This window comes from Kineothrix sp. MB12-C1, assembly GCF_030863805.1.
GTDB lineage: Bacteria > Bacillota > Clostridia > Lachnospirales > Lachnospiraceae > Kineothrix.
The window spans coordinates 2,608,801-2,634,430 of sequence record NZ_CP132957.1 but is presented as its reverse complement, the minus strand read 5'-3'; the positions used below and the strand labels follow the sequence as shown (position 1 = coordinate 2,634,430).

Here is a 25,630-nt window from a genome sequence, read left to right as displayed (position 1 = left end):
TTAATATTTCATCTTTTTACCCGTTGGGCAGTTAGAAATATCTTTACATTTTAACATATTTACTAATCAGATTGCAAATGATCCATACTACTATATCATCTCATTCTGCCTATGCATCTCTGGCGGCTCATAGTGATCCATAAAATCTTCGCCCAGATATACGATTTCTTCTGCGAACTGAATGGAAGAAGGTACCGTAAATACGGATACCACACGCTTGAACTTAAGGTCAGGAATAAAATTAAGCACTTCCATCGGAAATTTTCCATCCAATACAATATACTGCGAAAATAGCTTTTCATAATCGAGCACATCTCTCGGATGGGGTTTAATCAGAATAACCGGATTATCCCCGCAAGTCTTGCCATACTGTTCTATTACATCGCAGAATAATTTCTTTCGTACCTCAAGGTCACATAGAGGCTCCGTCAAAATGAGTACCTTATTTTGACCGCCCTCTCTCAGTTTCCGCTGTATCTCATCCATATCCGCAATAAAGAGATGTATTAAAATATCTTTCCCCTCTTCATCCAGAGCCGCAACGAGCTCCGCCCGCGATTTCTCGATATATTTAGGGCAGGGATAGGGCAGAATGGAAATGTCATTCACTTCCATATCGATACAATATTTTGCCCATCCATTTTGTATAAAGATAAGATTAAGCGATGCCAGAAAAGCTTTTAGTTTGAAATGTCCCCTATTATCATAGCGGGCCGTGTCGTAAGTACTGATACAATCCAATCCATCCTCTAAGGCATGATACTTTATCTTGCGATAACTGAGATAATATCCGATTGGGTCCGAATCACAAAATACATAGATATCCTTATATAATTTAAAATCCACCGGAACATAAGGTTGCTGCAACTTTCCCAAAAGTTTTGTATATTTTATTCTGGAAATCATATTAAGAAGCAGATTCCCCTTATTTATGTGGTACTTCATTAACTCCGGGAAGTAAACATCTTCTTTTTCCTCAAACATAAAAACGAAGCGAAAGAGACCGGACCTCTCCGCCCTCCTCTTTAAATCTCCGAAATCATTGGACATCGTACTCAAGACAATATCCGCCTCTCCACGCCTCTCCTTCGGGAGGTTAAGTTCCTTTAAACAGGCAACATATACATGATAATAAGTATGACAGACATAGATTCTTTCTTTCATTATAGCAGCTATGTTCCTTTCTCTATTGCTCTTCTATCTCCACATGAATCATCGAAAGCGCTTTTTCCGCAATCCGAATCGCTTCTTCTGCATCTGCTCCGCTTGCAATTACATGTCCCAATCTATCGTTGCTGGATTCCATACCGCCTACCATATCATTTTCCTTTTTATATAGAACGAATTCTTCAAGACCTTCCAAGGAGTGGAGTTCCCGGTCTATCCTTATTTTCTTAATTCGTCCAGGCGTTCCCTGCAGAAAACGGATTGCAGAGCCTTTCTTGTATTTTACCGATAAATCTATCTCTTCTCCTGATGCTAATAGTACGGAACTGCCCACCATATCCACCCCGGTGGACAGGGGAACCAGCTTCGAAGTAATAAAGTCTCCGCCTAGCCTGGCGGCAATTTCTACAACTTTAGGGCCGTTATCCGTCACCTTGATTTCCGTGTGAGATGGGCCATTTTCCAAACGAATTGCTTGGATGGCATGAAGAGCGACTTTATGAATCGCGGCCTGTATCTCCTCAGATAAACTGCTTGGCTGAGAATGTCCAATCTCCACGAAGTAAGGCGGAGGCGTTATCTTCTTATCCGTAATCGTGATAATCGTAGTCTCACCATTCACCGTCATGGATTCCACGCTTACTTCGGCTCCCGTCATGAATTCTTCCACCATAAGAATACCGTTTCTGGAATTGCTCTTACTATATTCGTAAATCTCTCTCAATTTATCATCATCATTTTTTATTTGGGATTCCGACTTCCCTTCACCCTTCCGGCCCATATCGACCAGCACTACCCCACGACTCCCTGCATTATCGGCAGGTTTTACGATACAATATCCATTCAGCTTATCTACCGCTTCTTTTAACTCTTGGAATTCATTCACGGTATAGTACTCAGGTATCGGCACTTCTTTCTCTCTCAGCCTGTCCCGCATATGACTTTTTATGGTAGCACAAAGCGCATCTTCATAGGCGAGATCAGGCTTTTTCCCGAGTTTCTCATTCACATAAGCCGCGGTACGCACCGGCCCGTCGCTGGTGGACGTAATCACCACGTCAGGCTGGTAAATAAGAGCCTGCCTATAAACCTCTTCCTGATCCAGCGTGCTGACCACAAGCTTTACATCCCCCAGTGGGAAGCCAACGGCATTCTCATCGTAGTCTACAAGAATCACCTCATATCCTAGCTCTTTTGCCTTTTTAATTGCCGGAACTTGAAGCGCACTGGCCCCAAGAATCATCATTTTCTTCCCCATGAATCCATCTCCACCTTTACTGCTGTTACTCAATATATTTCCAATCGAGGGGGGTTCCCCCTGCAATATCCGTTTTTGCTTTTTTTCCAAGGACCTCCTCAAAATACATCGTATGCATTCCGAAAGCGGGACGCACGGAACGAATATTCTCCTTCGAGAATGCCTCCCCTGCCTTCATATCCTTCACGACGAATAGGGATCTTCCGTCCTCTCTGCTCTTTTTCTGCTTTTCCGTCAGCTCATAAGTTACTGTGCCCAAGGCTTTTTCCACAATTCGTATTTCATCCACCATCTGCTTGAATTCCGCAGGTTCCATGGAAAATGCCGCATCGGGTCCTCCATCGGCCCGTGACAACGTCAGATGCTTCTCTACCATCTTCGCTCCAAGAGCCACGCTCCCTACCGCTACTGCCGTTCCCATGCTGTGATCCGACAACCCCGTAATGCAGGAAAATACTTCTGCCATATTCGGTATTACTTTTAAATTCATATCCTCATAAGGAGATGGGTAGGTAGAAGTACATTTTAATAAAATTACCTGCTCATTCCCCTCCTCTTTACACACCCTTACTGCCCGCTCGATATCCTCTAAGTAAGCAATTCCGGTAGCAAAAATCACCGGCTTACCCAGACGAGCGATCTTACGAATCAGAGGTATATCATTAATTTCGAAAGAAGCCACCTTATAAGCAGGCATATTCATCTCTTCCATAAAGTCCACCGCTGTCTCATCGAAAGGAGATGAGAAGCACTCCATCCCTAGCTCATTAGCGAGCTTCATCAGTTCCGGCTGCCATTCCCACGGCGTATAAGCTGTCTCATATAACTTATGCAAAGTCGTTCCATCCCAAATCGTTCCCTGGGTAATCTGAAAATAATCATTATCACAATTAAGGGTAATCGTATCCGGCGTATAAGTCTGCAACTTTACCGCATCCGCTCCCGCTTCTTTGGCCGCCCTTATAATATCTGCCGCCCTATTATAATCTTGTAAATGATTAGCTGAAACCTCTGCTACGATAAAAGTTCTTTCACCTTCTCCTACACAGCGTTTTCCTATTTTAATCTTCTTTTCCATCGCCTTTTTCTCCTTCCTCCATCATAAGATATTTGATTTCTGCCAATCTGAAATCCGATGGATTGTCTATATCCTGTACCTCCGTTTCCGGAACTACGATAGGTACATATCCTTCTTCCAAATCTCCCCGGCACGCACGGTATTTGTCCGTGTCATAAAAATAAAATTGTCCGCAGTCATGATAGATAGTCTCCAAATCCTGAGAGCGCATCTTCGCATTTTCCGGATAGCAATATTCCAGCCTGCCCTTCCTTACCGCCATACCTCTCTGGGGCGGAAAGGAAAAACTTACTACCGGCATAACACCGGAAGCCTTATTCTCTTTTAACAATCGGAGGGCACTTTTTAATTTCTGCGGCGTAACGAAAGGAGCCGTCGGATAAATGCAGGCCATATAATGAAAGGTAGTTCCTCTTTTCTCATATTCTTCCAATACCTCCATTAAAACATCGTCCGTCGTAGCAAAATCGTCGGAATTCTCCACACTTCGCATAAAGGGTACACTTGCCCCCGCCTTCTTCGCCATTTCCGCAATCGCCTCATCATCAGTGGATACCATTACCTCATCGAACAATCCGGAAGAAAGAGCAGCTTCTATAGAATAACAAATAATCGGTTTTCCAAGGAACTCTTTTATATTCTTTCCCGGAATCCTCTTACTTCCGCCTCTTGCCGTAATAATTGCTATTGCCTCTAACTGCATACCGCTTCCTCCCAATCCACCTATTGTATAATCATAGAAGTTCAATGCCTTCACTGTTCCAAAAGCAAAAATTGCTTTGTGAAAATCCATTACAGACTTATCAGTTCCTCTGCAATGAGTGATGCGCCGTTTCCGTCCGTCACCCGGTGCAGCTTTATCTTCATTTCTTCTCTTAAAACTTTCTCATGTGTCAGACGCTCTATCCCCGCACATATCCTTTCGATACATTGCATGCGCTGGAAGCGAATATCTCCCGCAAACAGCATTCTTTCTTCTTTTTCAAAGAATTCGCTGTCATATTTCTGGTTATCCGCACAAACAAAGAATACCGTCGGCACTTGCATAGCACATAGCTCAAACAGTACCGTTCCTGCTGCCGACACTGCCGCACTGCATCTGCTCATAAGTTCTGCCATATGATTTACGTTCTTATGCAATACAATCTGATGATATTCTTCAGCAAGTGCTTCCAATTCATCCACATTCTTATGGAAACTTCCTACCACTACATCGAATACAAGGCCGGTAAGCCCTTTCCTATTCACCGCTTCAGCAAGGATGCCGCTTATGGCATTGTACACATCTCCGCCGCCGCTGCTAATGAGAACATGCTGTTTTTCCATCTCTGTTTCTTCTCTTTCCTTATCGGTACTTAAGAAAAATTCTTCCCTAAGGGGTACATACGCAGTACCGAGCAGAAGCTTCGTATCCATTCCATAAGCCTCTTTATATGGAAAACGCTCATGGTAAGCGTTATAATTAATAATCATATCCACCGGATAAACGGCTTCAAACATATCATCGATATAAATAACTTTGCATATCTTTCTAAGTTCACCAAGATAATGCTCCGTTACTTGATAGGAATCCACAAGGAGTTTCGTGCAGCCTGCTCGTTCTAACTCTCCCGATAATACTTCTATTTCTTCTTCCAGCCTATCCCACTTCGTATGCAAACATATCTTATCCATTCCTGCCAGGTCGAGCAACGAGGCGGCGAATTCATCCGCTATAAAAAAACGAACCTCTTCTCCCCGCTTTATCAACTGTCTTGCAATTGTAATACTACGCATCACATGACCGGTAGCAATTACCTCATTGGCATCTACCCGAATTCCTATCATCCGCTTCCACTCTCCATATATTCTTAGTAACTGTTCAGTACCTGCCCAGTTACAAAAGCAATCTTTGCAAATATTGCTTTGCAAAAATCCATTTCAAATCACCTTCGGTGATGGGATTTTTACTTGTTATTCGACGTTATCGTACGGTCAGCGCAGTAAATGCGCAGACCTACTGAATAGTTACTATTCTTACTCTAATTAGAACATCGAAAGATTTCTCTACGTATACTCTCTTATTGCCTCTATCATCCGCTTCATCTCATTCTCACCATATCGCTGATCCATAGGCAATACGAGCAGATTTTCATAAATATAGCGTTCTGCCTCAGAGAGATGCTCTTTATTTTCTTTCCCAACCGGCCAAAGCACCGGTGCATAAATATCTTTTTTCCGCAAAAACTCCTGTAATTTTTCCCGTTCTTTTACATAGATCGGAAAATATAAAGGGGCGATACCTTCTTCCGGTGTGGGAAATATTGTTATCAGATATTCGAACTCCTGTAATGCTTCTGACAAATAGCGATAATTTGTATTCCGGCACTTCTTACTATGTTCTTCATCTTCACTCCTAAGCAGCTTCTTGGAGATTTCAGAAATTTCGTGCACAGACTCCCATTCATCCAGCCATTCCTCCATAACTCTATTATGTTTCAAATATTCTTCTTTACGGGCTTTTCTTTCCGCTTCACTTCCATTACCGTGGAGATATTCCCATTTGCTCGTTAAAATCTTCCACTTCTCCATGGAGAATTCCCCTCCTGCTGGCAGTTCTTCCATAGAAATAGGAAGATCGGACGCCACAAATCCCCCATCAGGAATCGGGTACCACTTTCTAAGACTTCCTATCACATAGTCAGCCTCCAATCCGGCACCCTCTAAATAATAAGACTGGGTCACATCCTCCATAACATGGATTCCCCATCCTCTCCATTCCTTAAGCAAAGACCGCATCGGCTTCCATGTATCCACACCATAATAGGGATGGATAAAAAGCAGACCCGGTCTTATATGTTCTACAAGACTTCGGAGTTCCTCCTCCGACGCTTGAAAATTCTTTCCGATATGATAAAAATGCAGCTTCCAACCGGCATGTACAAAGGGGAAAAATACCGAGTCACACATGTAGGCCGGCATCAGACACTCCTTCCTGATTCCCGGCTCACTTATCTCCAGACTACGCAATGCCCATGCAATTGCCTCTCTGCCGGACTGAGTATATCTGATATACTTCTTATTGTATTTTTCCACTTCTGTCAAGCGTACAACGCCCTTATCAACACAGTCATCCGCTATAACCTTCGGGTTAATTTCATAAATACTTCCTATTTCCATAAAAGAACCTTTCCTTACTGATGAACTTTTCTGTTACTGTTCACAGCGAAGCTGTGAATAGTTACGATTTTCTCCACCTTCGGTATGCCCAGAGCAGTTTATAATAGCACATGAAAAAGAGTGTGGATTTCTGCTGCATTTCAATTAATTTCTTCTCTTCCGCATGGGTACGCTCTTTATAATAAGGATTGTCCATAAAATCCGGGAAAGTTTGCCGCATTTCCTTTCCCATCGCCTTTACAAATCTATATTTGGTTCTCTTGACTCCCGCCATATAGGTAAACAGGGTATTAATGTAAAAAAGTAAAGTAAAGCTGTATTCCAGTTCCGGGTGAAATTCCTCCATATATCCGTGACGCTTAGCCTCTTCCAGCATAAGCCTTCCCGCTTCCATCCGATCCTCACAGCGTTTTGGCGAAATCGTATGTACCGTGGAGGTATCATGTTGATAATAAAAATACAACGGTTCTTGTATATATTCAAAATGATTCGCTAAAATAAGATAAGAATTGCCGAGTGCATTATCTTCATAAAAAATATGCTCCGGGAACCAAAGATCCTTCTCCAGAATCATAGAACGTTTGAAAATCTTCACTACTAAACTGCCACCGTCCAAAATAAGACTGCGGCGCTTCTCTCTGTCAAGTACGCCGCTTTGCTGCACCTTATTGTTGTGTACAATCTGTCCGACTTCCATGGAATGCTTTTCCACTAAGCTGTAATCACAGCCAGCCATATCCGCACCTGTTTCCTCCGCCCTTTTTATGAGACGTTCGTACATATCCGGCGTAATCCAATCATCACTATCGATGAACCCGATCCATTCCCCCTTAGCAAGCTTAAGGCCGATGTTCTTCGCACCACCTTGGCGCTTATTCACTTCGGAGTGTATGGCATAGAATTTCCCGGGAAACCGTGCTTCATAATCTTTTAGTACAGCAAGGGAATCATCAGTAGAGCAATCGTCTACCGCTATGATTTCATAATCGTCAATTGTCTGATTCACCAGAGAATCGAGACAATAGTTCAATTTTCCATCTGCCGTCATATTATAAACGGGCACAATAATGCTAAGTTTCATAGCCTCACCGCCGCTTCCTCTTACTTCATTTTCTATTTGGATGTTGCGAAATATGTTGCAATTTTTTCCACTGCATGAATCACATCTTCCACATCCCGATCCGTCATACCATAGTATAATGGGATACTGATCATCTCTTCATATAACTTCTCAGCCTTCGGGCAAATCCCTTTTCGATATCCCAATCTCTCATAATAAGGGAAAAAATAAGTAGGGATATAGTGTACGTTACAATAGATATTCTCCGCCTGTAACGCTTCAAAGAACTCTTTTCTATCGATCGAAAGCTCCTTCGGATTAAGGCGAAGGATGTATAAATGTCTTGTTGTATCGGACTCAGGGATTTCTTCCTGAATCACAATTTGAGGCAAATGAGAAAATGCTTCATCGTATTTAGCTACAATTTCTTTTCTTCGCTTGGAAAATGCCGGGAGTTTGTTTAACTGACTGATCAGCAATGCCGCCTGAATATCCGTCATTCGATAGTTATATCCCAATTCTATCTGTTCATAATACCAAGGACCTTCCGGTTTATGCTCCATTTGCTCTGTATCTCTCGTAATTCCATGAGCTCTGTACAAAAGTAATTTCTTGTAATATTCTTCACTATTAGTAAGAACTGCCCCGCCTTCCCCGCTGGTCACAGTCTTCACCGGATGGAAACTCAAGGTAGTCATATCCGCAATGGAACCATTAGGTTTCCCTTTATATTTCGTTCCAAGCACATGAGCACCATCCTCAATTAACACCAGGTTTCTCTCCCGGCATATGCTGAGCAGCTCATCTTCTTCTATCGATTGCCCCGTGAAATCTACGGCTACTACTGCTTTTGTCTTCTCGGTCACATGAGATACCACTGATGCAGGATCAATATTATAGGTTCTGTCATTTATATCTGCAAATACCGGAGTCGCTCCCATATAAAGTGCACAGTTGGCTGAAGCCGCAAATGTAATCGGCGTTGTAATCACCTCATCACCAGCCTCTACACCCGCTGCCATACAGGCAATATGAAGGGCCGCGGTGCCGTTGCTGCATACAACTGCATACTTCGCTCCTGTTATCTCACATAGTTTTTCTTCCAATTCACCGATTTTCGGTCCACAGGTCAAATGATCGCTTTTTAACACATCCACCACTGCCTGAATATCTGCATCATCGATATACTGATGTCCATAATAAATCTTCGTCTCGCGTACGGGTGTTCCGCCGCAAATTGCTGGCTTGTTCATCGCCTCAACCATGCCCTTTCCGAGCCAAGCTCGAATTGTAACAGTTCGGTACCCTCACTGTTGTATTATCTATTTTTCGAGCTCCACCGTCTTAATAAGCTCTCTTATCTCTTCCACCGACAACCACTGGCTATTATTATCCGAACTATAGGAAAATCCTTCCGGTACCTTTTTACCGCTTAAATTAGGCTGTTGCTTGTTATTCCAAACCATCTGAGGATAAACGATAAAATGCTTATCGTATTCATAGGTGGTAAAGGAATCTTCCACCGTCACCATAATTTCATGCAGCTTTTCTCCCGGACGAATTCCTATCTCGTGCATCTTGCCCTCCGGCATCATCGCCTGCGCCAAATCTGTAATCTTAAAAGAAGGAATCTTACTGATAAAAGTCTCTCCGCCAGTCGCTTCTTCCAAAGCCTTCATCACAAGCTCCACACCTTCTGTCAAGCTAATCCAGAATCTTGTCATACGATAATCGGTAATCGGGAACTCCGTACCGCCATTTTTTATAATATTATGGAAAAAAGGAATGATAGAGCCGCGGCTTCCTGCCACATTACCATATCTTACAATAGAAAAATTAATATCCTTCGTCCCTGTATATGCATTAGCTGCCACAAATAACTTGTCCGATACAAGCTTCGTTCCGCCATACAGATTTACCGGATTCACCGCCTTATCAGTAGAGAGGGCAACCACTTTCTTCACATTGGAATCGAGAGCCGCATCGATTACATTCTGCGCCCCGTGAATATTCGTCTTAATGGCTTCATTCGGATTATATTCGCAAGCCGGCACTTGCTTCAAAGCAGCCGCATGGATCACATAGTCTACTCCCTCAAAAGCTCTGCGCATCCGCTCTTTATCCCTTACATCACCGATAAAAAACCGGAGCTTATCTTTATACTCTGAAAATTCATTTTCCATCAAAAACTGCTTAAACTCATCTCTGGAATAAATAATGATTTTCTTCGGCTCAAAATGTGTCAGGACATATCTTGTAAAACTTTTGCCAAAAGACCCCGTCCCGCCGGTAATCAAAATTGTTTTATTATTTAACATATCTATTTTCCTCCGATATCCCTGTTATCTATGGCGTCCACTACTTCATTTAGTGCGGTATTCATTATATCATAAACGAAGCGCAATGGCTATACTATCAATTAACAAGGTTACACACACCCCGAACCGTGTAAGGCCTTGTCAATTGGCGGCAACTTCACTCAAACTCATATACGCTCCAAAGAGACTTCTGCGAAACCATACGATATTCTTTGAGCTTCGGATTGCCCTTAAGCAGTAACGAAAGTCCTTCTTCCTTCGTATCACTATCTGCAGCATATACGATAAGCCGATTGCTGTTCGTAATTGTCCGGTCAGTGATCTGATCCAGATTATCTCCGTTCATAAAGTAAGCACCATCATATTCCATCAACTCCTCAGAGCACCACCAAACGTGATAAGGAGTTACCGCATTATATAAAATCACTACCGGAACATGGGCATTTTCTTTTGCATAGGCTACTCGGCCCGCATCTTCTTCAAACAAGAATAATACTTTGCCCGAGATAAGAGCATGAGCATCTACTGCAAGAAAAATAATAAAAAGAAAGAAGATACCCACTCTCTTTAGTTTCTCATTTATGAACAGTGCATGAAACAGCCTGCCCGACAAAAGATACAACGCCGTCACTACAAGCATTACTACGATGCCGTAAATAGGCAGTTGATAACGATTCGAAGTCTCATAGAGAAGAAGGGCCGTCTTAGATACCGTGAAAAAGTATCCGCAGACCGCAAACAAGAGAAGAAAATATGGCTTATAATCTCCCCTGATCTCCATTTTCCTCCCAAAAGAGTTCTTCCTTTTCCGAGAAAGCAATACCATCCCCATCGCCAGGATGACAAATAAGAGAACGAAAAAATATCCATTAAATACATACTCATTCATCAAACCGGCAAAGAATAGTAATCTATCTGCCGTATTAGTACTGTCCAGAAATTCGGCTGCAGCCCCTGTTCCCCGATATCCTCCGAAAATATGCGCTAAAGCGGAGGGATAACTGATCACAGCTAGCCCGAGCGAAAATACACAACTCGTTCCGTAACGGATGCAATTGAATATATTTCTATCTCTCCATAATAGCCAAAGGCAAAATCCTACAGCCATAAAAAAAAGAAAGATAATATAGTAGTATTGTGTCAGAAACCCCACATAATTCACAAACATAAGGGGAAGCAGAAATTTATCGAAACGCATATCCTGCCTTTTCATCGCCCGTATATGAAGGCAGGCCAAAAGTAATACAAAGACTGTCAGCCATTCATACATCCTTATAAAGAGGACACCTGAAATAGTCATCGCATTGAATCCATATACCACACTGACTAAGAATGTGATCCTTTTATTTTTATCCGTTATCATGTACGTCAGCCATGCCAACAGAAAAAAGTTAATAATATACGCACTCAGATTCACTCCTATGCCAATCCATTTGCTGAATACTCCCGGAAACAAGGAACTTGCTGTGTGCAGAAGAAAATAGAAAAAGGGCGGATGAACATCCCATGACTGCACAGTGGCTACAAGACCATAACGAAACCCTTCTCCCGGAAGCACAAGGAATTCATTCCGATAAGTATCTTTATTCACCCATTCTCTATCAGGTGTAGATAAACCAGACGTGCGGTTAGTCGAATAATATGAATAATATTCATCCTCATGAAAACCCTCTTTTTTACTGCCATAATAGAGCACAAGAAGTACTTGCAGGCATAAAAGAACGATCATTGCTGCCCGCCACATATAGTTTTCCCTATTATTTTTATGATTCATTTCCCATTCTTTTTCCATCATACTGTTTTCCGCCGTGTACGTTCCATCTTCCACTCATGCACCTGCCTTACTGACTTGGGTGCTATAGTAAGGAGCAACAAATATGCTTTATTTTTTATCGTAAGATAAGGATTCTTCACTGTGTCCACTATATGAAGGCGCAAATACCTTTTCACTGCCAGATAGAACTCATCCTTGCCGGTCATTCCGGAAACCGGAATATGAAGCATATAATCCAGCCTTTGATATAAGCCAAACCGCACTACTTCCTTCAGAAGGGAGGAATACTTCTCCTTCACCAACCGCTCCACCATATCCGCATTGTTGACAATATCCACGTAAACACGGGAAAACTCCTCTTTCGTCTTTTTCCTCGTATTGCTGCCAATACGATAAAAAACATGATAATATTGATCGGGGATAACCGCAATCTCAGAAACCTCCTGTAACATATCCACAAGAAGGTGAAAATCCTCGTTCAGTACGCCTTCCGGAAAGCGGCGTTCATCGAACAATCTTTTCTCCGTCAGCTTTGTACAAAAAGAGCTATCCCCTCTATGTAATAATAGTTCCCGCAAAAACATCTCCGCCCCGCACACATAAGTCTCATCCGGCGGCAGACATACATCAGGCAGCTTCTTTCCATCCGCATCGATTTCATCTCTGGAAGCCTGCGCAATGGAAACCCCATATTGTTCCACACAGTCCATCAACTCTTCATACATCCGGCTATCGATAAAATCATCGCTATCGACGAAACCGATCCACTTTCCTCTGGCATTCGCAATCCCAAGGTTCCTCGCCGAGGAAGAACCTCCGTTTTCTTTATGAAATACGCGGATTCTCGCATCCTTCTTCCCAAACTCATCCACAAGCTTCTCTGTTCCGTCATCGGAACCATCGTCTACTAATATAATTTCCAGGTTGGAATAGGTCTGAGCACAGATAGAATCTACGCATCTTGGAAGATAATCTATAATATTATAAACAGGCACAATCACACTGATTAAATCCCGTCCTTTTTTTCCGTTCACCATTGTGTTGATGCTCCTTTCCGAATTTGGATAAAATAGAAATTTATGAAATTATAGGTTGTGAAGGGATTTTGCTTGGCAGCCTTCGCTTTGATTCCCTGCATTCTGTAGTCTCTATATAGCCAACGCATTTGCCAGAGACTTGGATTCTTCCATATTGGAGGTGACTCCTCGAAGCAATGGCTTGCATTTTCTTAATGGAACATTGACGCACTAGGGGAAATGCTGCATGGATGCAGCATTTAGGCAGGACGGTACAAGGATGTACCTTACTGCCGACCCGAGCCATATCCCATACCTACCGGTTCCATTTAGAAAATACAGCCACTTGCGCCCGGAGGCAAATCCTATATGGATGAAGCCAAGTCTCGTCCAAAGCGAAATCCCTCCACTTACAAGAGGTGCCTCTTCACCTTCTGATACATCTTCCCGGGTGATACCACAGGTGCTATACTGAGCGGTCCCTCTTTAGCCGGAACCACTTTCCCTTGTCGTAAGTCATCGCAAAACCGAAGCAATTCTTTTGCCGCATGTTCCGCATTCCACATCTCCTCAATGGTTCGATAAGCCTCTTTTCCTAACTTGGCAGTTAGTGCCGTATCTTCCACCAACCGCTTCACTTGAGTTGCAAATTCTTCATAAGAGCTGTTTCCATACACAAGTCCATTCTCTTCGTGCCGTATTAAAAATGGCACAGCACCGGCTTCCACGCTTGCCACCAGAGCGCATCCGCTGTTCATAGCCTCATTTACCACAGCTCCCCATCCTTCCAAGTAATTACTTGTAAAAAGATGGATATGGGATTTCTCCATAACCTTGCGCACTTCCTCCGGAGGAGTATATCCATAGAAAGTCACATAGTTTTCCATACCTGCTTCCGCAACCGCTCGCTTCAATTCTGCTTCCAGTTCTCCGTTTCCTACCATATGAAGATGAAAGTTCTTTTCATCCCTCTTCAGCTCTTTGGCTATTTGTATGGCGAACTCCGGATGTTTTAAGGGTAGGAAACGACCGGCCCATACGATATCAATTCGACCCTTATTTTCTTTTAGTCTCTCCAATTCCTCCTGCGTGTGTAAAACAGTCTCTGGAAAGTAACCGAAGCGAAGCATTTTATTCGGATATGCTCTTACCAGGTGGAAATCTGAGGCAACATAAGCACCTGCGCACAGGAGGCATACAGGAGCTTTTCTATATTTGGTATGTTCCTTGTATTTCTGTATCAACCCTCTGGGTGATATAGCCTTCCACTGCCCTTCCCGATACAATCGCTCACTCACTCTGATTGCTGGTTTTCCGGTATTCAAACGCTCTAGTACGATATCCTCTCTTCCCGTCCAGCCGAAAATAACGATATCGCTCTCCATAATGAGCTTTCGGCATTCTTCTTCCTTCTCATATAAGCAAAGAACATAAGGAAGTTTCTCTATATCCACACTCCAGCCCATAGAGATTCGTTCCGTTTCCATCGGCTCCGTCTGTATAAAATGATACTCATCTCCAAGCTCCCGATAACATGCATCGGAGAAGGGAATCTGATGATGATTGATATAATTGGATACGAACGTAACCGTCATACGCAAATCTCCCTATATATTTCCAAAAGTCTCTTATAATTAATGTCGGCATCATGAGTTATTATTGCCCTGTTTCTTGCTGCCTCTGCTCTTACCAGCGTCTTTTCCTGCTCTGTCCACACACGAAGAATCGCTTCTGCTAACTTATCCACATTTCCTGCAGGATAAAGGAGTCCTTCTGACTCATCTTCGATCAAGCTGGGGATTCCCCCCGTCTTCGCAGCCACTACAGGAACGCCTAACAGCATCGCTTCCCCTATAGAATTGGGGGAGTTCTCAATAGAGGATGGACATACAAACACACTGCTTTTCAGAAATTGTTCTTTCATTTCCTCTGCCGTAAGTCTACCGAGTATCTCTACTTTATCCTCTAAATGGTTCTCTTTTATTAACTCCAGCAAATACTTTCCATAAGAGGAAAGTTTAATACGATCCTTTATTGTCTTCTTGTCAGTAATACTGTTCCCTGCCACATAAATTCGGGTAGCAGGGCAGCTTTCCAGAACTATGGACATCGCCCTAAGTACATAATGAAAACCTTTCAGCGGATAATCCCCTTGGCTTAAGAAAATGCTGTATGGCACACATTCTTCAATATTCCACTTCCCACGGTAAAAAGGCTCTCTCATCGTCTCATTCATAAAATGATACAACGCGCCATCATTAAGTCTTTTCACTTCCTGCCTGTCGAATTCCGTTCTTCCTGTAATATGACCAGCCATTTTCAACGCTTCTATTTCATGTTCCCCACGAAGCATGAACTTTTCCTGCTGCTCTTTTATACTATCCTTCTTCAGCCAATCCCGAAATGTCACCCTGTTTTGTACATATTCCGGGATATCAGCCATATACTCCCCGGCACAAGCGAAACAAAGCCCTTGAATTCCCACAAGAGTTCTCTCGGGACGGCCAAAAGCCTTCACCATAGCAAGTGTATGGGGGAATTCTGTCCCAAAAATATGTACCATATCCGGCTGAAAATCCGCCAGAATCCTTCTGAATTCCTCCTCCAGATCCTCCGCATACCTTTCCGGGGCAGATAAATCCTCTTCAAATGCATAGCAAACCGCCGTCTGCATATGCACACGTCCGCTTTTACACCCCTTATCCACCGGAAAACAAATACCTAACTCTATTTTCTCATGCTCTTCCTGCCTCATGCGTTCATAAATTCCTGTCAGCCAGCCTTCCCTATTGCTATAGGGCAACCCAAGGCTTTTCGCAATGGCCGGAATCATGATATTACATAACCATAGCACCTTCATTACCTGCTCCTATCTGCATACTCCTGCGCCCATATAAATAACGAGCTGTAAGAGAGTCTGTCTTTCATTTTAATAACCATGACTTTCTCACAGCCTGCAAATCTTGGGTCGCAGGCACAAAGTTGCGTGTGAAAAATTCATTTTTCATACTATCCTCGCATCCTGTAAAATAATTCTTTCAGTTTATTATAAAAATGCGCCGTTGTCTTATTTCTCGCAATCCTCGTCCGCAAAGGGGCAAGGGAGAGAACCATAAGCATGCGATAATAAAATACCTGTCTCACAGACATATATTTCTTCACAATTTCCCGATGTTCTCTGGCAGACCTTTTCCGATTTTCCTTTGTCTCGGAGAACCCATCGCCTTCGTAGTTCGCCACGATAAACGGCATGGATACCATCTGTGCCTTCCCTCGGAAAAAACACCAGAGAAAATGTTCATAGTCAGCTCTCACCTTATAGTTCACATCGAAGTCTTTCTGACGTATGAGATCTGCCGAATAAAAGCAAGCCTGATGGCAGGGTACATTTCGGTAACATCCGAATGCATCCATGCGGGGATTGGATTTCACCCGTTCCTTCGTTACCTTTTCAAAAATATCGCCATAAAATACCGCCTCACCGTTTACAGAACGAACCGCTATTTGTTCCGCTGTCTTTGCGAGCACTTCTTCCCCATAAAAGCTGTCCCCACAATTCAAAAAAAAGATAAAGTCACCACGCACCTTCTCCGCCGCCTGATTCATGGCGTCGTAAATACCTTTATCCGCCATACGATATAGTTTGATTCTTTCATCTTCCGGAAGAAGCCTGAGAGAATCATCCGTAGACAATCCATCCTTAACTATAATTTCATAATTATCGTAGGTCTGCTGCCTGATACTTTCCACCGTATCCCTAAGACGTTCTCCTTCATTCAGACAGACCACAACAATGCTGAACATCACTTGTCCCATACCTACTCCTTTAATTCATGTCCGATAGAATCGGCACCATATCATAAAACATAAACGTTTGATAGGGCAGTACACGGATACCGTCATTTCCTGCACGCATCAAATAGAGAGCGAAATAGCCCAAAGCTGCCAATACTATCATAATGCTGAAGAACTTTTTCTGCCGTTTATCCGGTATTCTGGCTACGATAGCCGGAAGAAAAAGAATCTGAGTAATATTCAAATAATAACCGATTCTCGTAATGATCGGTAAAAAGGAACAGCATACATAGAGCACAAGAGCGCCAAGATTGCAATAAAAATAGAATCGATTCCTTCTGCTATCCTTCACCGCATCTTTGTAATATAAAAGGGATAACACAAGAACTCCCGCACATCTCATGATATTAAACCAGCTAATACCACCCTCTAAATATTCTGTGTCTGCATACGAAGGATATAGGAATACCACAACTTTTAAATAAAAATCTTGCAGAAAGAAGAAGCTACTGCTGAAAACTGCCATAATGGCAAGCTGCCACTTTTTCCACGACAAGGTTGCAAGAAAATACAGGGGAATTACTACTAATAAAGACTTATGGAAGGTAGATCCTATCAGAATCAAAATGAGGAACTTTCCCCATTCGCCCTTCAACACATATTTGATGGAATATAGAGCAAGTGCCAACGCAAGATAATAACGCACGGTATTAAAGGTATGGAAATAAAACCCGAAGGCCATAAACAAAAAGAAACTGAACCCAAAGTTATCACTCTGCTCATACATTGCTTTTAAAAAGAAAAAAATGGTAACAAACGCAAATACAGCAAATACCAGCAAAAAGTTTTCATATCCGGATATCTTATACAATACCGCCACAAGTGCATTGAATCCTATTTCAGTAGGAACATAGCTATAAGCACCGCTGGCAATCAAATGCATAAATTCCACGTATTTGGCATAATCATTACCTACATTCAGCCTACATGCGGATACTGCGAACAGGATAGCAAAAATAGAAAACAGGCACAGCCCGTTCAAAGCCTGCTGCCTGCTCCATCTATGCGCCTTATATACCGGCATTACCCTGACCGATGCTGCCAAAAGCACGGTTACTACCGCAATTGCTGTATAAAAAATCATAATTCTAAAACCCCTTCCCGCATCCATCGGTACGCCTGCTTCAGTCCTATCTGAGTACACATTTCTTTCCTATGCACCAACAGAAACCGCAACGAAAAAGGAATCGCCATCCTTCCGTACAAATAGCGATACAAAACGCCTCTGTCCCTAAAAAACTTCTCATTATATCCATGGAACCACGTGGATTCTCTCTCGATTTCCTCTCCTATCACTATAGGAGAAGCATACAGACGAAGCCCCGCCTTCAAACAGTCCTTCAAAAAAAGACTGTCCTCTCCATTGCTATATTTGGCACCACCGCCGAAGAGAAGGGAAAAACTCACATTCGCACGATGGAGCGCCTCTGTTCTGCCAGCAATACTGTAAGCCGGATATCGTCCGTAATTATACCAACGGACTTTTTTATCCTCTTGGTTCCAATAAGTTTTCCTCGCCTCAGCCACTTTTACGTTGAATAGAATAATATCCGCTTCTTTATTGCGTTCAAATTCTTTCCTTATTTTCTCTGCATATCCTACTTTGTATACGATATCTTCATCTGCGAAAACACTAATATCCCCAATGCTTCGCATAAGCGCCGTATTGCGGCTTAAGCCCACGCCTTTCTCCTGCAAGCTGTAGCACTGTATTCGATGTCCTCCCCGCTCGTATTCATCATAAGAAAAGTGTCCGCATTGGTTAACAATAATGGCATCTGTTTCTATATTCATTTTATCAGCTAACGTTAGCACTTCCTGATTCACTGCTGAAACTAACATCTGCAATTTCATTTTAACAACCATACCCTTCTTGTAACTGTTCCGTACCTTCTTATTTTTAGTCGGCCCTCTTCGGTTTACACCTTTTTGACCCTGGTATCATATAATAACGCTTCAAAAATCGCACATCTGCTTCCACTATGAGCATACCGATTATCTTGCAGTTCTGTTTCTTTAAGTTACTGATAGCACGTTCAATACGTCTGCCATTTCCCCTGCCATAGCGCACAATGAGAATAACGCCATCCATATTTCTCACTTCTTCATATACTTCTATTGCGTCTTCCGGCATTCTCATAGGAACATTTGCATACTCCCTATCCAGTCTTGCCGTACTGAGAATTTTCTCCATCATTTGCTGAGCAAGCTTCGCATCCTCTTCACAGTCTACACTGATCAGCGCTATCTCTTTCTTGTCCCGGCATAGATAACTGTAATTGGCGAAAAATGCCTTGCCGTAACTTTGAAATGTTCCCGCCTCTCCCGCAGTGAAAATACCCAGTACAGGCAGATCAAACCTCTTCTCACCATCAGCCTCCACATACACAGAATCCTCAAGTACATAGTAGAAGACCATAACGAGCAAGGAAATAGCAAGTGCCAGAACTGCTCCAGTTATCCCTGCATTCATCGTGCGATTATCCCACACCGGCCGTTCCGGTTCTGTCGTACTGTATATCTCTATGCTATGGAACAATTCATCCGTCTCTCCTAAATGAATAAGAGAAACTTGTATCGCCTCCATAATCTGCGCCGCCAACTCTGACTGTTCTGCTGTCACTGTCACAGTGAGCAAACGAATATCCGATAAAATCTCCGCCTTAGTGGCTGCAATTACTTCTTCTCTGCTCACCTCCGCCGGAAGTTCCGCCATCGCATAATCTAAAATAGGATCCGTATCCAATAAATCATTCCAGGTATATCCGTTGTAAGAAAGCTCATTAAAATCTTCCGGCTCACAGTTGAAATTCAGATATATCTTGGATACCGATTGATATTCCTTCTGTGGTGCAAATACCAAATGCGCTAGCAGATAAAAGCAGATTCCCAGTGCCGCCCCTATAGCGGCAGCCGCCGCTACCATCCAGAATTTACCCGTAAACCGCAAAACCAACCGTTTCAGATCAATCCCTGCCCGCAAATATCTCTCGTTCTCCATTCTGCCGTCCTTCCTTTCTGTAACAGTTCAGTTTCCTCACCGTAATGACATCCAGTCTATTTATCCCCTTCTTGCTTGAGCGCTGTAACCTGCTTGCTTTCCACACCCTCTGTACTCTCCGGGCGGAACAATATTTTAAGTGTGAGGAGCATTAATTTAATATCCAGCCATACCGTATAGTTTTCAATATAAGCCAAATCCAGCTTTAATTTATCATAAGGTGTTGTATTATACTTTCCATAGACTTGGGCATAGCCCGCCAACCCAGCTTTTACCTTCATGCGGAAGACGAATTCCGGCATCTCTTCCACATATTGAGCAATGATCTCCGGACGCTCCGGACGCGGACCGATAAACGACATCTCACCGTTTAAAATATTGAATAATTGGGGCAGCTCATCGATGCGTACCGCTCTTATGAACTTTCCAATCGGTGTAATTCTCGAATCATTCTTAGCCGCGAGTCTCGCCACGCCATCCTTCTCCGCATCCACCCGCATACTGCGGAACTTCATAATATTGAATTCCGCTTCATCTCTTGTACAGCGCACCTGCTTGTACAACACCGGGCCATTATCATAAAGCTTAATAATAATCGCAGTCACGAGCATAATAGGGGATGTAATTATAATCAAAAGAAGGGCGCATACGATATCGATAAGCCGTTTCACCGCTCTTTGTTCCACTGTCAGCGAATATTCTCTCGTCAGGAACATCGGAGTGTCGAACAGGTGTAGCTTATCCGAGCCTTGGATTAACACATCTGTGATTTTGGGCATCATATATACACGAATCGATTTCCCATAGAAGAACTTAAGCAGCTTATTTCTCTCCTGCGTCGGGATATCCCAGAGCACAACAGCATCATATCGCCTGAGAGCCTCTTGTTCAATCTCGTTTAATCCTTCTGATATATTCATGCACTTTACAATTTTAAACTTATCTTTTCTTGTGGCAAATTTGTTCAAAATATCATCGATAGACCGCTCACCATATACGAGCATCATTTCCCTCGGTGGAAATACACTACGGTAAAAAACATTACATAGATAGGTCCAAATGCCGGCCACCAGAAATTGCACCGCAGTCGCCTGCAAAATAGGCCCTATCGGAGCCAGCCAGTTCCTCATAAGGGAAATCTGAAAATAAGAAATTACATTTACTGCCAGCAGGGAAAAGACCTGTGAGAAAAAGATATCGGAGGGTTTCAAGTATCCAATTTTCAGTCCGCCATAAGTATTAGTGAAGAAAAGCAGAAGAACAAAATAAATTCCAAGCATTAAAATATGTCCATTCACATAAAACTTTAATTTCAACAATACAAGCGGATAGTATCTTTCAAACCAAACATAAGCGTAAACAGCGGCCTGCAGACAAAGCCCCAACAGCGAAAGCTGTAATACGATCATTCTTTTCATGGATTCCAAACGTTTCACAAGTACACCTCATCCTTTAATTATATCCGTCTTAATGCCGCCCGAAAGGCCCATAAAACAAAATTATATATGCTGTATGGTAAGGACAATTTTTCTTCCCTCCGGTACAAATTCCAGATTCTTTTGATTGCCGCCAACTTATTTGAGGACAATGATTTTCTTGGCCTACGATAGATAACGAGCACCTCATTCAACCCATAAGCAGTATAGCCATTTCTTAGAATTCTCCACCAAGCAGCAGTATCTTCGCTTTTTACGTTCGGCATTTGTATCAATGTTTTATTCAACTTCTCCGTATCAAAAAGAACCGTAGAAGTAAAAATCACCGTTCTGGAAAGAGCCTCCCGATAAGTGAGCGTCTCCGGAACTTTCACTACCTTCCCGGTTCCCTTTGCCTCTTCATCTCCGAATTCATAACTGCTGAAAACGAAAGCCGCATTCTTCTGCTCCATAAATTGCAGCTCTTTTTCCAACTTCTGCGGCAGCCACATGTCATCCGCATCCAAGAATGCGATAAATCTTCCGCCGGCTCCTGCAATTCCCGTATTACGGGCAAGAGCCGCTCCCTCATTTTTTTCTTTGGCAATCAGGGAAATTCTCTTATCCTTTTTACAATATTCTTCTATTTTCATCCTACTGTCATCGGAAGAAGCATCATCCACAAGCAAAAGTTCCCAATGCGCATAAGTCTGACAGCGTACCATTTCGATGGTATCTTCAATATATGTTCCGGCATTATATACCGGAACAATAATACTTACAAGGTGGTTCATCATTTTCTCTACCTTATACTTTATATTTCTTCTTTTACGAGATAAATAGGCCTTCTTTTCACTTCCATATAAGTCTTGGATAAATATTGTCCAACAATACCAAGACAAAATAGCTGTACACCACTTACGAGTGATATAATGCATACAAGTGAAGGCCAGCCCGAGGTCGGGTCACCGAACATCATCTTACGGACAATGATTACAATAATAAATAAAAAGGCAAAAAGGCAGAATAAAACGCCCATAATCGATGCTATGGCGAGAGGTACCGTAGAGAATGCCGTAATCCCATCGATGGAATATAAAAAGAGTTTCCAAAACGACCACTTCGTTTCACCCTTTCGGCGCTCCACATTTTCATATTCCAACCACTTCGTCTCGAAACCTACCCAGCCAAAAATCCCCTTGGTAAAACGGTTATACTCCGTCATAGCTAAAATGGCATCCACCACTTGCCTCGTCATCAGGCGATAATCCCTGGCTCCATCCACAATTTCTGTACGTGAAATCCGATTCATAATTTTGTAGAACATCCCTGCGAACCAGGAGCGAATAAGCGGTTCTCCCTTTCTTGTCACTCTTCTTGTCGCTACCGAATCGTATCCGTTATCGATATGAAGGAACATATCGGGCAAAAGAGAGGGGGGATCCTGCAGGTCTGCATCCATCATAACTGCATAGTCTCCCTTCGACTTCAAAAGTCCGGCATAAATCGCCGCTTCCTTCCCGAAGTTTCTGGAAAAAGATATAAGATGAACACGCTTGTCCTTTTCTATCAATTCTTTTACCTTTTCTACTGTTTTATCCTTAGAACCATCATCAATATATAAAATCTCTACCTGAAGCTTCCGTTCTTCGAAAAACGTCGCATTTTTCATTAGCTCGTCATAAAAATCAAAAACATTCTCCTCTTCGTTATAACAGGGAACAATTACACTAAGCAACTCCATGTTTTACCTCTTTTGGTTAATATTTTTCGTTCTGCTCATATATTGGTATCATTTTATCATATCTTTTTGGAAATCACAAGAAAGTGTAAAAAGGATGGCCTTATGCCATCCTTTTTACAATGCCACTTCTCATGGCTTCCTATTTTTCTGCTTCTACTGCCCTCATCTCGAGATTAATTTTATCCGCTATCTGAGCAATGTATTCGCTGTTCGTAGGTCTTACCCGACCTGTAAGCGGTGAATAACCAAATAATTCCTCAAAGGTTTGAGGATTTCCTCTCGTCCACGATACCTCTATCGCATTTCGGATTGCCCGTTCTACCTTCTGTTCCGTAGTCTTGAATAACCTTGCAACATCCGGATATAAAAGCTTTGTTACACTTCCCACAATCTCCATATCCTTCTTGGCCATAATAATTGCCGTCCGAAGATAATGATATCCTTTCAGGTGTGCGGGCACTCCCAGATTGAGCATAATATCTGTCACATACTTTTTTAATTCTGCCTCTCTTACTTCTTCCATACTCACAATAAAATTCCCCACATTTTCTGGCATTTTCCCGCAAAATTCATCATATCATGCGAGAATTGTACCGTAAACCTTAAAGCATCGCGCCGTAACCTATAAATATTGCGTCTTTCCCTGTTCCTCCAGAATTTCTACTATTTTCTTCACATCCTGAGCATGATCTTTATCACAAACGAGTATCGCATCGTCAGTCTCTACGATAACTACATTATCAAGCCCAATCGTTGCGATCAGCTTGTCCTTGCCATAAATAATAGAATTCTTCGTTCCAATGTGAATCTGTTCCCCATGAATCACATTATTATTGCTATCCATGTCGTATAACGTATCCAGCGCATCCCAGCTTCCCACATCACTCCAACCGAAATCGCCTTCTAACATAATGACATCCTCTGCTCGTTCCATAATTCCATAATCTACAGAAATCTTCGGAATCTTCGGATATACTCTATCGATAACCTCTTTCTCTCTCTCCGTTCCAATTGCCTCTTCTATCTCCAGCAGGCATTCATATACATCAGGCAAAAGCTTCTCGAAGTATTTCAGTATAACAGAGGTCTTCCATACGAACATTCCACTGTTCCACAGATAGCATCCCTGTTCTACATAGGACTTGGCTGTGGAAAGGCCCGGTTTCTCCACGAAATCAGCAACCGGATATGCCGTAATGCGCATGCCGCTTTCCTTACCTATCGTATGACCTACTTCTCCCACCTTTTTATTGTATTTGATATAACCATAACCGGTAGAGGGATTCGTAGGCTTAATTCCTATCGTAACAAGGCGATCCGTTGTTTCTGCAAGTTCCATAGCAAAATCCATCACTTCGGTATAAGCCGTGTTATCTTTGATATAATGATCGGAAGCGAGTACACACATAATACCGTCACCGTACTTTTTACGTATCTCAATCGCCGCATAACCGATACATGCTGCCGTATTCCTTGCTGCCGGTTCGGATAAAATATGCCCTGGTGAAAGTTTTCCCGCCGTCACTTCCTCCATCAGCTTCGCCTGCGTTACATTCGTTACGATATAGATATTTTCCTTAGGTACACTTTTTTCAATTCTGTTAATGGTCTCGTTCACCATCGTATCCTTACCCGTAAGGTTTAATAACTGCTTCGGCACTTCTCTGCGGCTTAAGGGCCAGAATCTCGTTCCGCCGCCGCCTGCCATAATAACGCTGTATCTTTCCATCCTGTCTTTTCCCTCCGTTATCTCACAATCGACTATCTTCCGTAACAGTTCAGCAGCCTCACCGTTACAAAAGCAAAGATTGCTTTGTGAAAATCCATTAAAATTATCTTCCATCCATTCTCGCACTATCTATGTTAGCCTTGAACCAATCATAAGCGAGTCCAACACCTTCTTTTAATTCCACCTTATGTCTCCATCCCATAGCATGCAGCTTATCCACATTGGTAAGCTTTCTCGGCGTACCATCGGGCATATCCGTATTCCATACCATTTTACCTTCATAACCTACTGTTTCACATACAGTCTCTGCCAGTTCTTTGATTGTCACTTCTTTTCCGGTTCCGATATTCACATGCTGCTCACCGCTATAGTTCTCTAACAAGAATACACATGCATCAGCCATATCATCCACATATAGGAACTCTCTTAATGGCTTTCCTGTTCCCCAAAGCTCCACCGAAGGCGCTCCGCTTAACTTCGCTTCATGGAACTTACGTATCATAGCCGGCATAACGTGAGAATCCTTCAAATCGTAATTATCTCTCGGTCCATAAAGGTTCGTCGGCATACAGCTAATAAAATCATCCCCATATTGACGCTTGAAATACTTACACATTTCAAGTCCTGCAATTTTAGCGATAGCATAAGCTTCATTCGTCTCTTCCAGAGGCCCTGTTAAAAGTGCTTCTTCAGGTATCGGCTGAGGAGCCATACGAGGATAAATACAAGTACTTCCCAGAAACAGCAGCTTCTTCACACCATAATCATGACTGCACTTAATTACATTGCACTGCACCTGCATATTATCATAAGCAAATTCTGCCGGCTTAGTATTATTCGCGTTAATACCGCCCACCTTAGCTGCGGCGAGTACCACTACATCCGGCCTCTCTTCCTCAAAGAAACGAATCACATCTGCCTGAATCGTCAGATCCAGTTCCGCATGCGTTCTTCCTATAATGTTCGTGTAACCTTTCGATTCCAGATTTCTTACGATGGCGCTTCCTACCAGCCCTCTGTGTCCTGCTACATAAATCTTATCCGTCTTATTCATTT

23 protein-coding genes are annotated in these 25,630 nt (G+C 42.7%); all 23 read right to left on the bottom strand.

Translation table 11 applies throughout. From position 1 onward, the window contains the following. Positions 1 to 90 precede the first annotated feature (90 nt). On the bottom strand, positions 91 to 1,164 hold the full coding sequence (locus RBB56_RS12270) for a glycosyltransferase family 52 (RefSeq protein WP_306719243.1): 1,074 nt from the start codon (positions 1,162 to 1,164) through the stop codon (positions 91 to 93). 22 nt (positions 1,165 to 1,186) lie between these two features. Continuing rightward, a complete protein-coding gene (locus RBB56_RS12265) occupies positions 1,187 to 2,458 on the bottom strand; it encodes an ATP-grasp domain-containing protein (RefSeq protein WP_306719242.1) in 1,272 nt (423 codons plus the stop codon). Further along, positions 2,451 to 3,503, bottom strand: coding sequence for a pseudaminic acid synthase (pseI, locus tag RBB56_RS12260; protein WP_306719241.1), 1,053 nt, complete (start codon positions 3,501 to 3,503; stop codon positions 2,451 to 2,453). Before pseI ends, RBB56_RS12265 begins: the two co-directional genes overlap by 8 nt. After that, positions 3,487 to 4,296 carry a pseudaminic acid cytidylyltransferase gene (pseF, locus tag RBB56_RS12255; protein WP_331525699.1) on the bottom strand — a complete coding sequence of 270 codons (810 nt, stop codon included), beginning with the start codon at positions 4,294 to 4,296 and terminating at the stop codon, positions 3,487 to 3,489. Before pseF ends, pseI begins: the two co-directional genes overlap by 17 nt. Further along, a complete protein-coding gene (pseG, locus tag RBB56_RS12250; protein WP_306719240.1) occupies positions 4,296 to 5,330 on the bottom strand; it encodes a UDP-2,4-diacetamido-2,4,6-trideoxy-beta-L-altropyranose hydrolase in 1,035 nt (344 codons plus the stop codon). Before pseG ends, pseF begins: the two co-directional genes overlap by 1 nt. A gap of 219 nt (positions 5,331 to 5,549) precedes the next feature. Then, positions 5,550 to 6,662: a hypothetical protein gene (locus RBB56_RS12245; RefSeq protein ID WP_306719239.1), complete on the bottom strand. Its 1,113-nt coding sequence runs from the start codon at positions 6,660 to 6,662 to the stop codon at positions 5,550 to 5,552. A gap of 61 nt (positions 6,663 to 6,723) precedes the next feature. Next, positions 6,724 to 7,743: a glycosyltransferase family 2 protein gene (locus RBB56_RS12240; protein ID WP_306719238.1), complete on the bottom strand. Its 1,020-nt coding sequence runs from the start codon at positions 7,741 to 7,743 to the stop codon at positions 6,724 to 6,726. Between the two features lie 32 nt (positions 7,744 to 7,775). Next, complete coding sequence (pseC, locus tag RBB56_RS12235) at positions 7,776 to 8,975, bottom strand: UDP-4-amino-4,6-dideoxy-N-acetyl-beta-L-altrosamine transaminase (protein ID WP_306719237.1); 1,200 nt, start codon at positions 8,973 to 8,975, stop codon at positions 7,776 to 7,778. 69 nt (positions 8,976 to 9,044) lie between these two features. Then, entirely contained in the window at positions 9,045 to 10,040 is a 996-nt protein-coding gene (gene pseB, locus RBB56_RS12230) for a UDP-N-acetylglucosamine 4,6-dehydratase (inverting) (protein ID WP_306719236.1), read from the bottom strand. Positions 10,041 to 10,197: 157 nt separating this feature from the next. Then, positions 10,198 to 11,868, bottom strand: coding sequence for a hypothetical protein (locus RBB56_RS12225; RefSeq protein ID WP_306719234.1), 1,671 nt, complete (start codon positions 11,866 to 11,868; stop codon positions 10,198 to 10,200). Further along, positions 11,832 to 12,851 (bottom strand): glycosyltransferase family 2 protein, encoded by a 1,020-nt coding sequence (locus RBB56_RS12220; RefSeq protein ID WP_306719233.1) that lies wholly within the window; start codon positions 12,849 to 12,851, stop codon positions 11,832 to 11,834. Before RBB56_RS12220 ends, RBB56_RS12225 begins: the two co-directional genes overlap by 37 nt. A gap of 389 nt (positions 12,852 to 13,240) precedes the next feature. Beyond that, positions 13,241 to 14,425, bottom strand: coding sequence for a glycosyltransferase family 4 protein (locus tag RBB56_RS12215; RefSeq protein WP_306719232.1), 1,185 nt, complete (start codon positions 14,423 to 14,425; stop codon positions 13,241 to 13,243). Continuing rightward, positions 14,422 to 15,690, bottom strand: coding sequence for a glycosyltransferase family 4 protein (locus RBB56_RS12210; protein ID WP_306719231.1), 1,269 nt, complete (start codon positions 15,688 to 15,690; stop codon positions 14,422 to 14,424). Before RBB56_RS12210 ends, RBB56_RS12215 begins: the two co-directional genes overlap by 4 nt. Before the next feature lie 149 nt (positions 15,691 to 15,839). Further along, complete coding sequence (locus tag RBB56_RS12205) at positions 15,840 to 16,646, bottom strand: glycosyltransferase (RefSeq protein ID WP_306719230.1); 807 nt, start codon at positions 16,644 to 16,646, stop codon at positions 15,840 to 15,842. A gap of 10 nt (positions 16,647 to 16,656) precedes the next feature. Then, the gene (locus tag RBB56_RS12200; RefSeq protein ID WP_306719229.1) at positions 16,657 to 17,769 is read right to left on the bottom strand and encodes an EpsG family protein; all 1,113 of its coding nucleotides are present in this window, start codon (positions 17,767 to 17,769) and stop codon (positions 16,657 to 16,659) included. Next, on the bottom strand, positions 17,766 to 18,551 hold the full coding sequence (locus tag RBB56_RS12195) for a glycosyltransferase family A protein (RefSeq protein WP_306719228.1): 786 nt from the start codon (positions 18,549 to 18,551) through the stop codon (positions 17,766 to 17,768). The genes RBB56_RS12200 and RBB56_RS12195 overlap by 4 nt, the downstream gene beginning before the upstream one ends. Positions 18,552 to 18,585: 34 nt before the next feature. Further along, positions 18,586 to 19,686, bottom strand: coding sequence for a hypothetical protein (locus tag RBB56_RS12190; RefSeq protein ID WP_306719227.1), 1,101 nt, complete (start codon positions 19,684 to 19,686; stop codon positions 18,586 to 18,588). A gap of 56 nt (positions 19,687 to 19,742) precedes the next feature. Beyond that, the gene (locus RBB56_RS12185) at positions 19,743 to 21,122 is read right to left on the bottom strand and encodes an exopolysaccharide biosynthesis polyprenyl glycosylphosphotransferase (RefSeq protein ID WP_306719226.1); all 1,380 of its coding nucleotides are present in this window, start codon (positions 21,120 to 21,122) and stop codon (positions 19,743 to 19,745) included. A gap of 20 nt (positions 21,123 to 21,142) precedes the next feature. Next, positions 21,143 to 21,898, bottom strand: coding sequence for a glycosyltransferase family 2 protein (locus RBB56_RS12180; protein WP_306719225.1), 756 nt, complete (start codon positions 21,896 to 21,898; stop codon positions 21,143 to 21,145). A 17-nt stretch (positions 21,899 to 21,915) separates the two neighbouring features. Continuing rightward, the gene (locus RBB56_RS12175; RefSeq protein ID WP_306719224.1) at positions 21,916 to 22,845 is read right to left on the bottom strand and encodes a glycosyltransferase family 2 protein; all 930 of its coding nucleotides are present in this window, start codon (positions 22,843 to 22,845) and stop codon (positions 21,916 to 21,918) included. A 139-nt stretch (positions 22,846 to 22,984) separates the two neighbouring features. After that, positions 22,985 to 23,368, bottom strand: a complete 384-nt coding sequence (locus RBB56_RS12170) for a sporulation initiation factor Spo0A C-terminal domain-containing protein (protein ID WP_306719223.1) — start codon at positions 23,366 to 23,368, stop codon at positions 22,985 to 22,987. A 99-nt stretch (positions 23,369 to 23,467) separates the two neighbouring features. Beyond that, entirely contained in the window at positions 23,468 to 24,688 is a 1,221-nt protein-coding gene (locus tag RBB56_RS12165) for a mannose-1-phosphate guanylyltransferase (RefSeq protein WP_306719222.1), read from the bottom strand. Further along, a complete protein-coding gene (locus tag RBB56_RS12160; protein WP_306719221.1) occupies positions 24,678 to 25,628 on the bottom strand; it encodes a GDP-L-fucose synthase family protein in 951 nt (316 codons plus the stop codon). The genes RBB56_RS12165 and RBB56_RS12160 overlap by 11 nt, the downstream gene beginning before the upstream one ends. Positions 25,629 to 25,630: the final 2 nt, after the last annotated feature.

Bases quoted from the DNA above. Each gene is read 5' to 3' on its own strand.
- RBB56_RS12270 (WP_306719243.1), bottom strand. From the start codon at position 1,164: ATGAAAGAAAGAATCTATGTCTGTCATACTTATTATCATGTATATGTT.
- pseI (WP_306719241.1), bottom strand. From the start codon at position 3,503: ATGGAAAAGAAGATTAAAATAGGAAAACGCTGTGTAGGAGAAGGTGAA.
- pseF (WP_331525699.1), bottom strand. From the start codon at position 4,296: ATGGATTTTCACAAAGCAATTTTTGCTTTTGGAACAGTGAAGGCATTG.
- pseG (WP_306719240.1), bottom strand. From the start codon at position 5,330: ATGATAGGAATTCGGGTAGATGCCAATGAGGTAATTGCTACCGGTCAT.
- RBB56_RS12245 (WP_306719239.1), bottom strand. From the start codon at position 6,662: ATGGAAATAGGAAGTATTTATGAAATTAACCCGAAGGTTATAGCGGAT.
- RBB56_RS12240 (WP_306719238.1), bottom strand. From the start codon at position 7,743: ATGAAACTTAGCATTATTGTGCCCGTTTATAATATGACGGCAGATGGA.
- pseC (WP_306719237.1), bottom strand. From the start codon at position 8,975: ATGAACAAGCCAGCAATTTGCGGCGGAACACCCGTACGCGAGACGAAG.
- pseB (WP_306719236.1), bottom strand. From the start codon at position 10,040: ATGTTAAATAATAAAACAATTTTGATTACCGGCGGGACGGGGTCTTTT.
- RBB56_RS12220 (WP_306719233.1), bottom strand. From the start codon at position 12,851: ATGGTGAACGGAAAAAAAGGACGGGATTTAATCAGTGTGATTGTGCCT.
- RBB56_RS12215 (WP_306719232.1), bottom strand. From the start codon at position 14,425: ATGACGGTTACGTTCGTATCCAATTATATCAATCATCATCAGATTCCC.
- RBB56_RS12210 (WP_306719231.1), bottom strand. From the start codon at position 15,690: ATGAAGGTGCTATGGTTATGTAATATCATGATTCCGGCCATTGCGAAA.
- RBB56_RS12205 (WP_306719230.1), bottom strand. From the start codon at position 16,646: ATGGGACAAGTGATGTTCAGCATTGTTGTGGTCTGTCTGAATGAAGGA.
- RBB56_RS12200 (WP_306719229.1), bottom strand. From the start codon at position 17,769: ATGATTTTTTATACAGCAATTGCGGTAGTAACCGTGCTTTTGGCAGCA.
- RBB56_RS12195 (WP_306719228.1), bottom strand. From the start codon at position 18,551: ATGGTTGTTAAAATGAAATTGCAGATGTTAGTTTCAGCAGTGAATCAG.
- RBB56_RS12190 (WP_306719227.1), bottom strand. From the start codon at position 19,686: ATGGAGAACGAGAGATATTTGCGGGCAGGGATTGATCTGAAACGGTTG.
- RBB56_RS12180 (WP_306719225.1), bottom strand. From the start codon at position 21,898: ATGATGAACCACCTTGTAAGTATTATTGTTCCGGTATATAATGCCGGA.
- RBB56_RS12175 (WP_306719224.1), bottom strand. From the start codon at position 22,845: ATGGAGTTGCTTAGTGTAATTGTTCCCTGTTATAACGAAGAGGAGAAT.
- RBB56_RS12170 (WP_306719223.1), bottom strand. From the start codon at position 23,368: ATGGAAGAAGTAAGAGAGGCAGAATTAAAAAAGTATGTGACAGATATT.
- RBB56_RS12165 (WP_306719222.1), bottom strand. From the start codon at position 24,688: ATGGAAGATAATTTTAATGGATTTTCACAAAGCAATCTTTGCTTTTGT.
- RBB56_RS12160 (WP_306719221.1), bottom strand. From the start codon at position 25,628: ATGAATAAGACGGATAAGATTTATGTAGCAGGACACAGAGGGCTGGTA.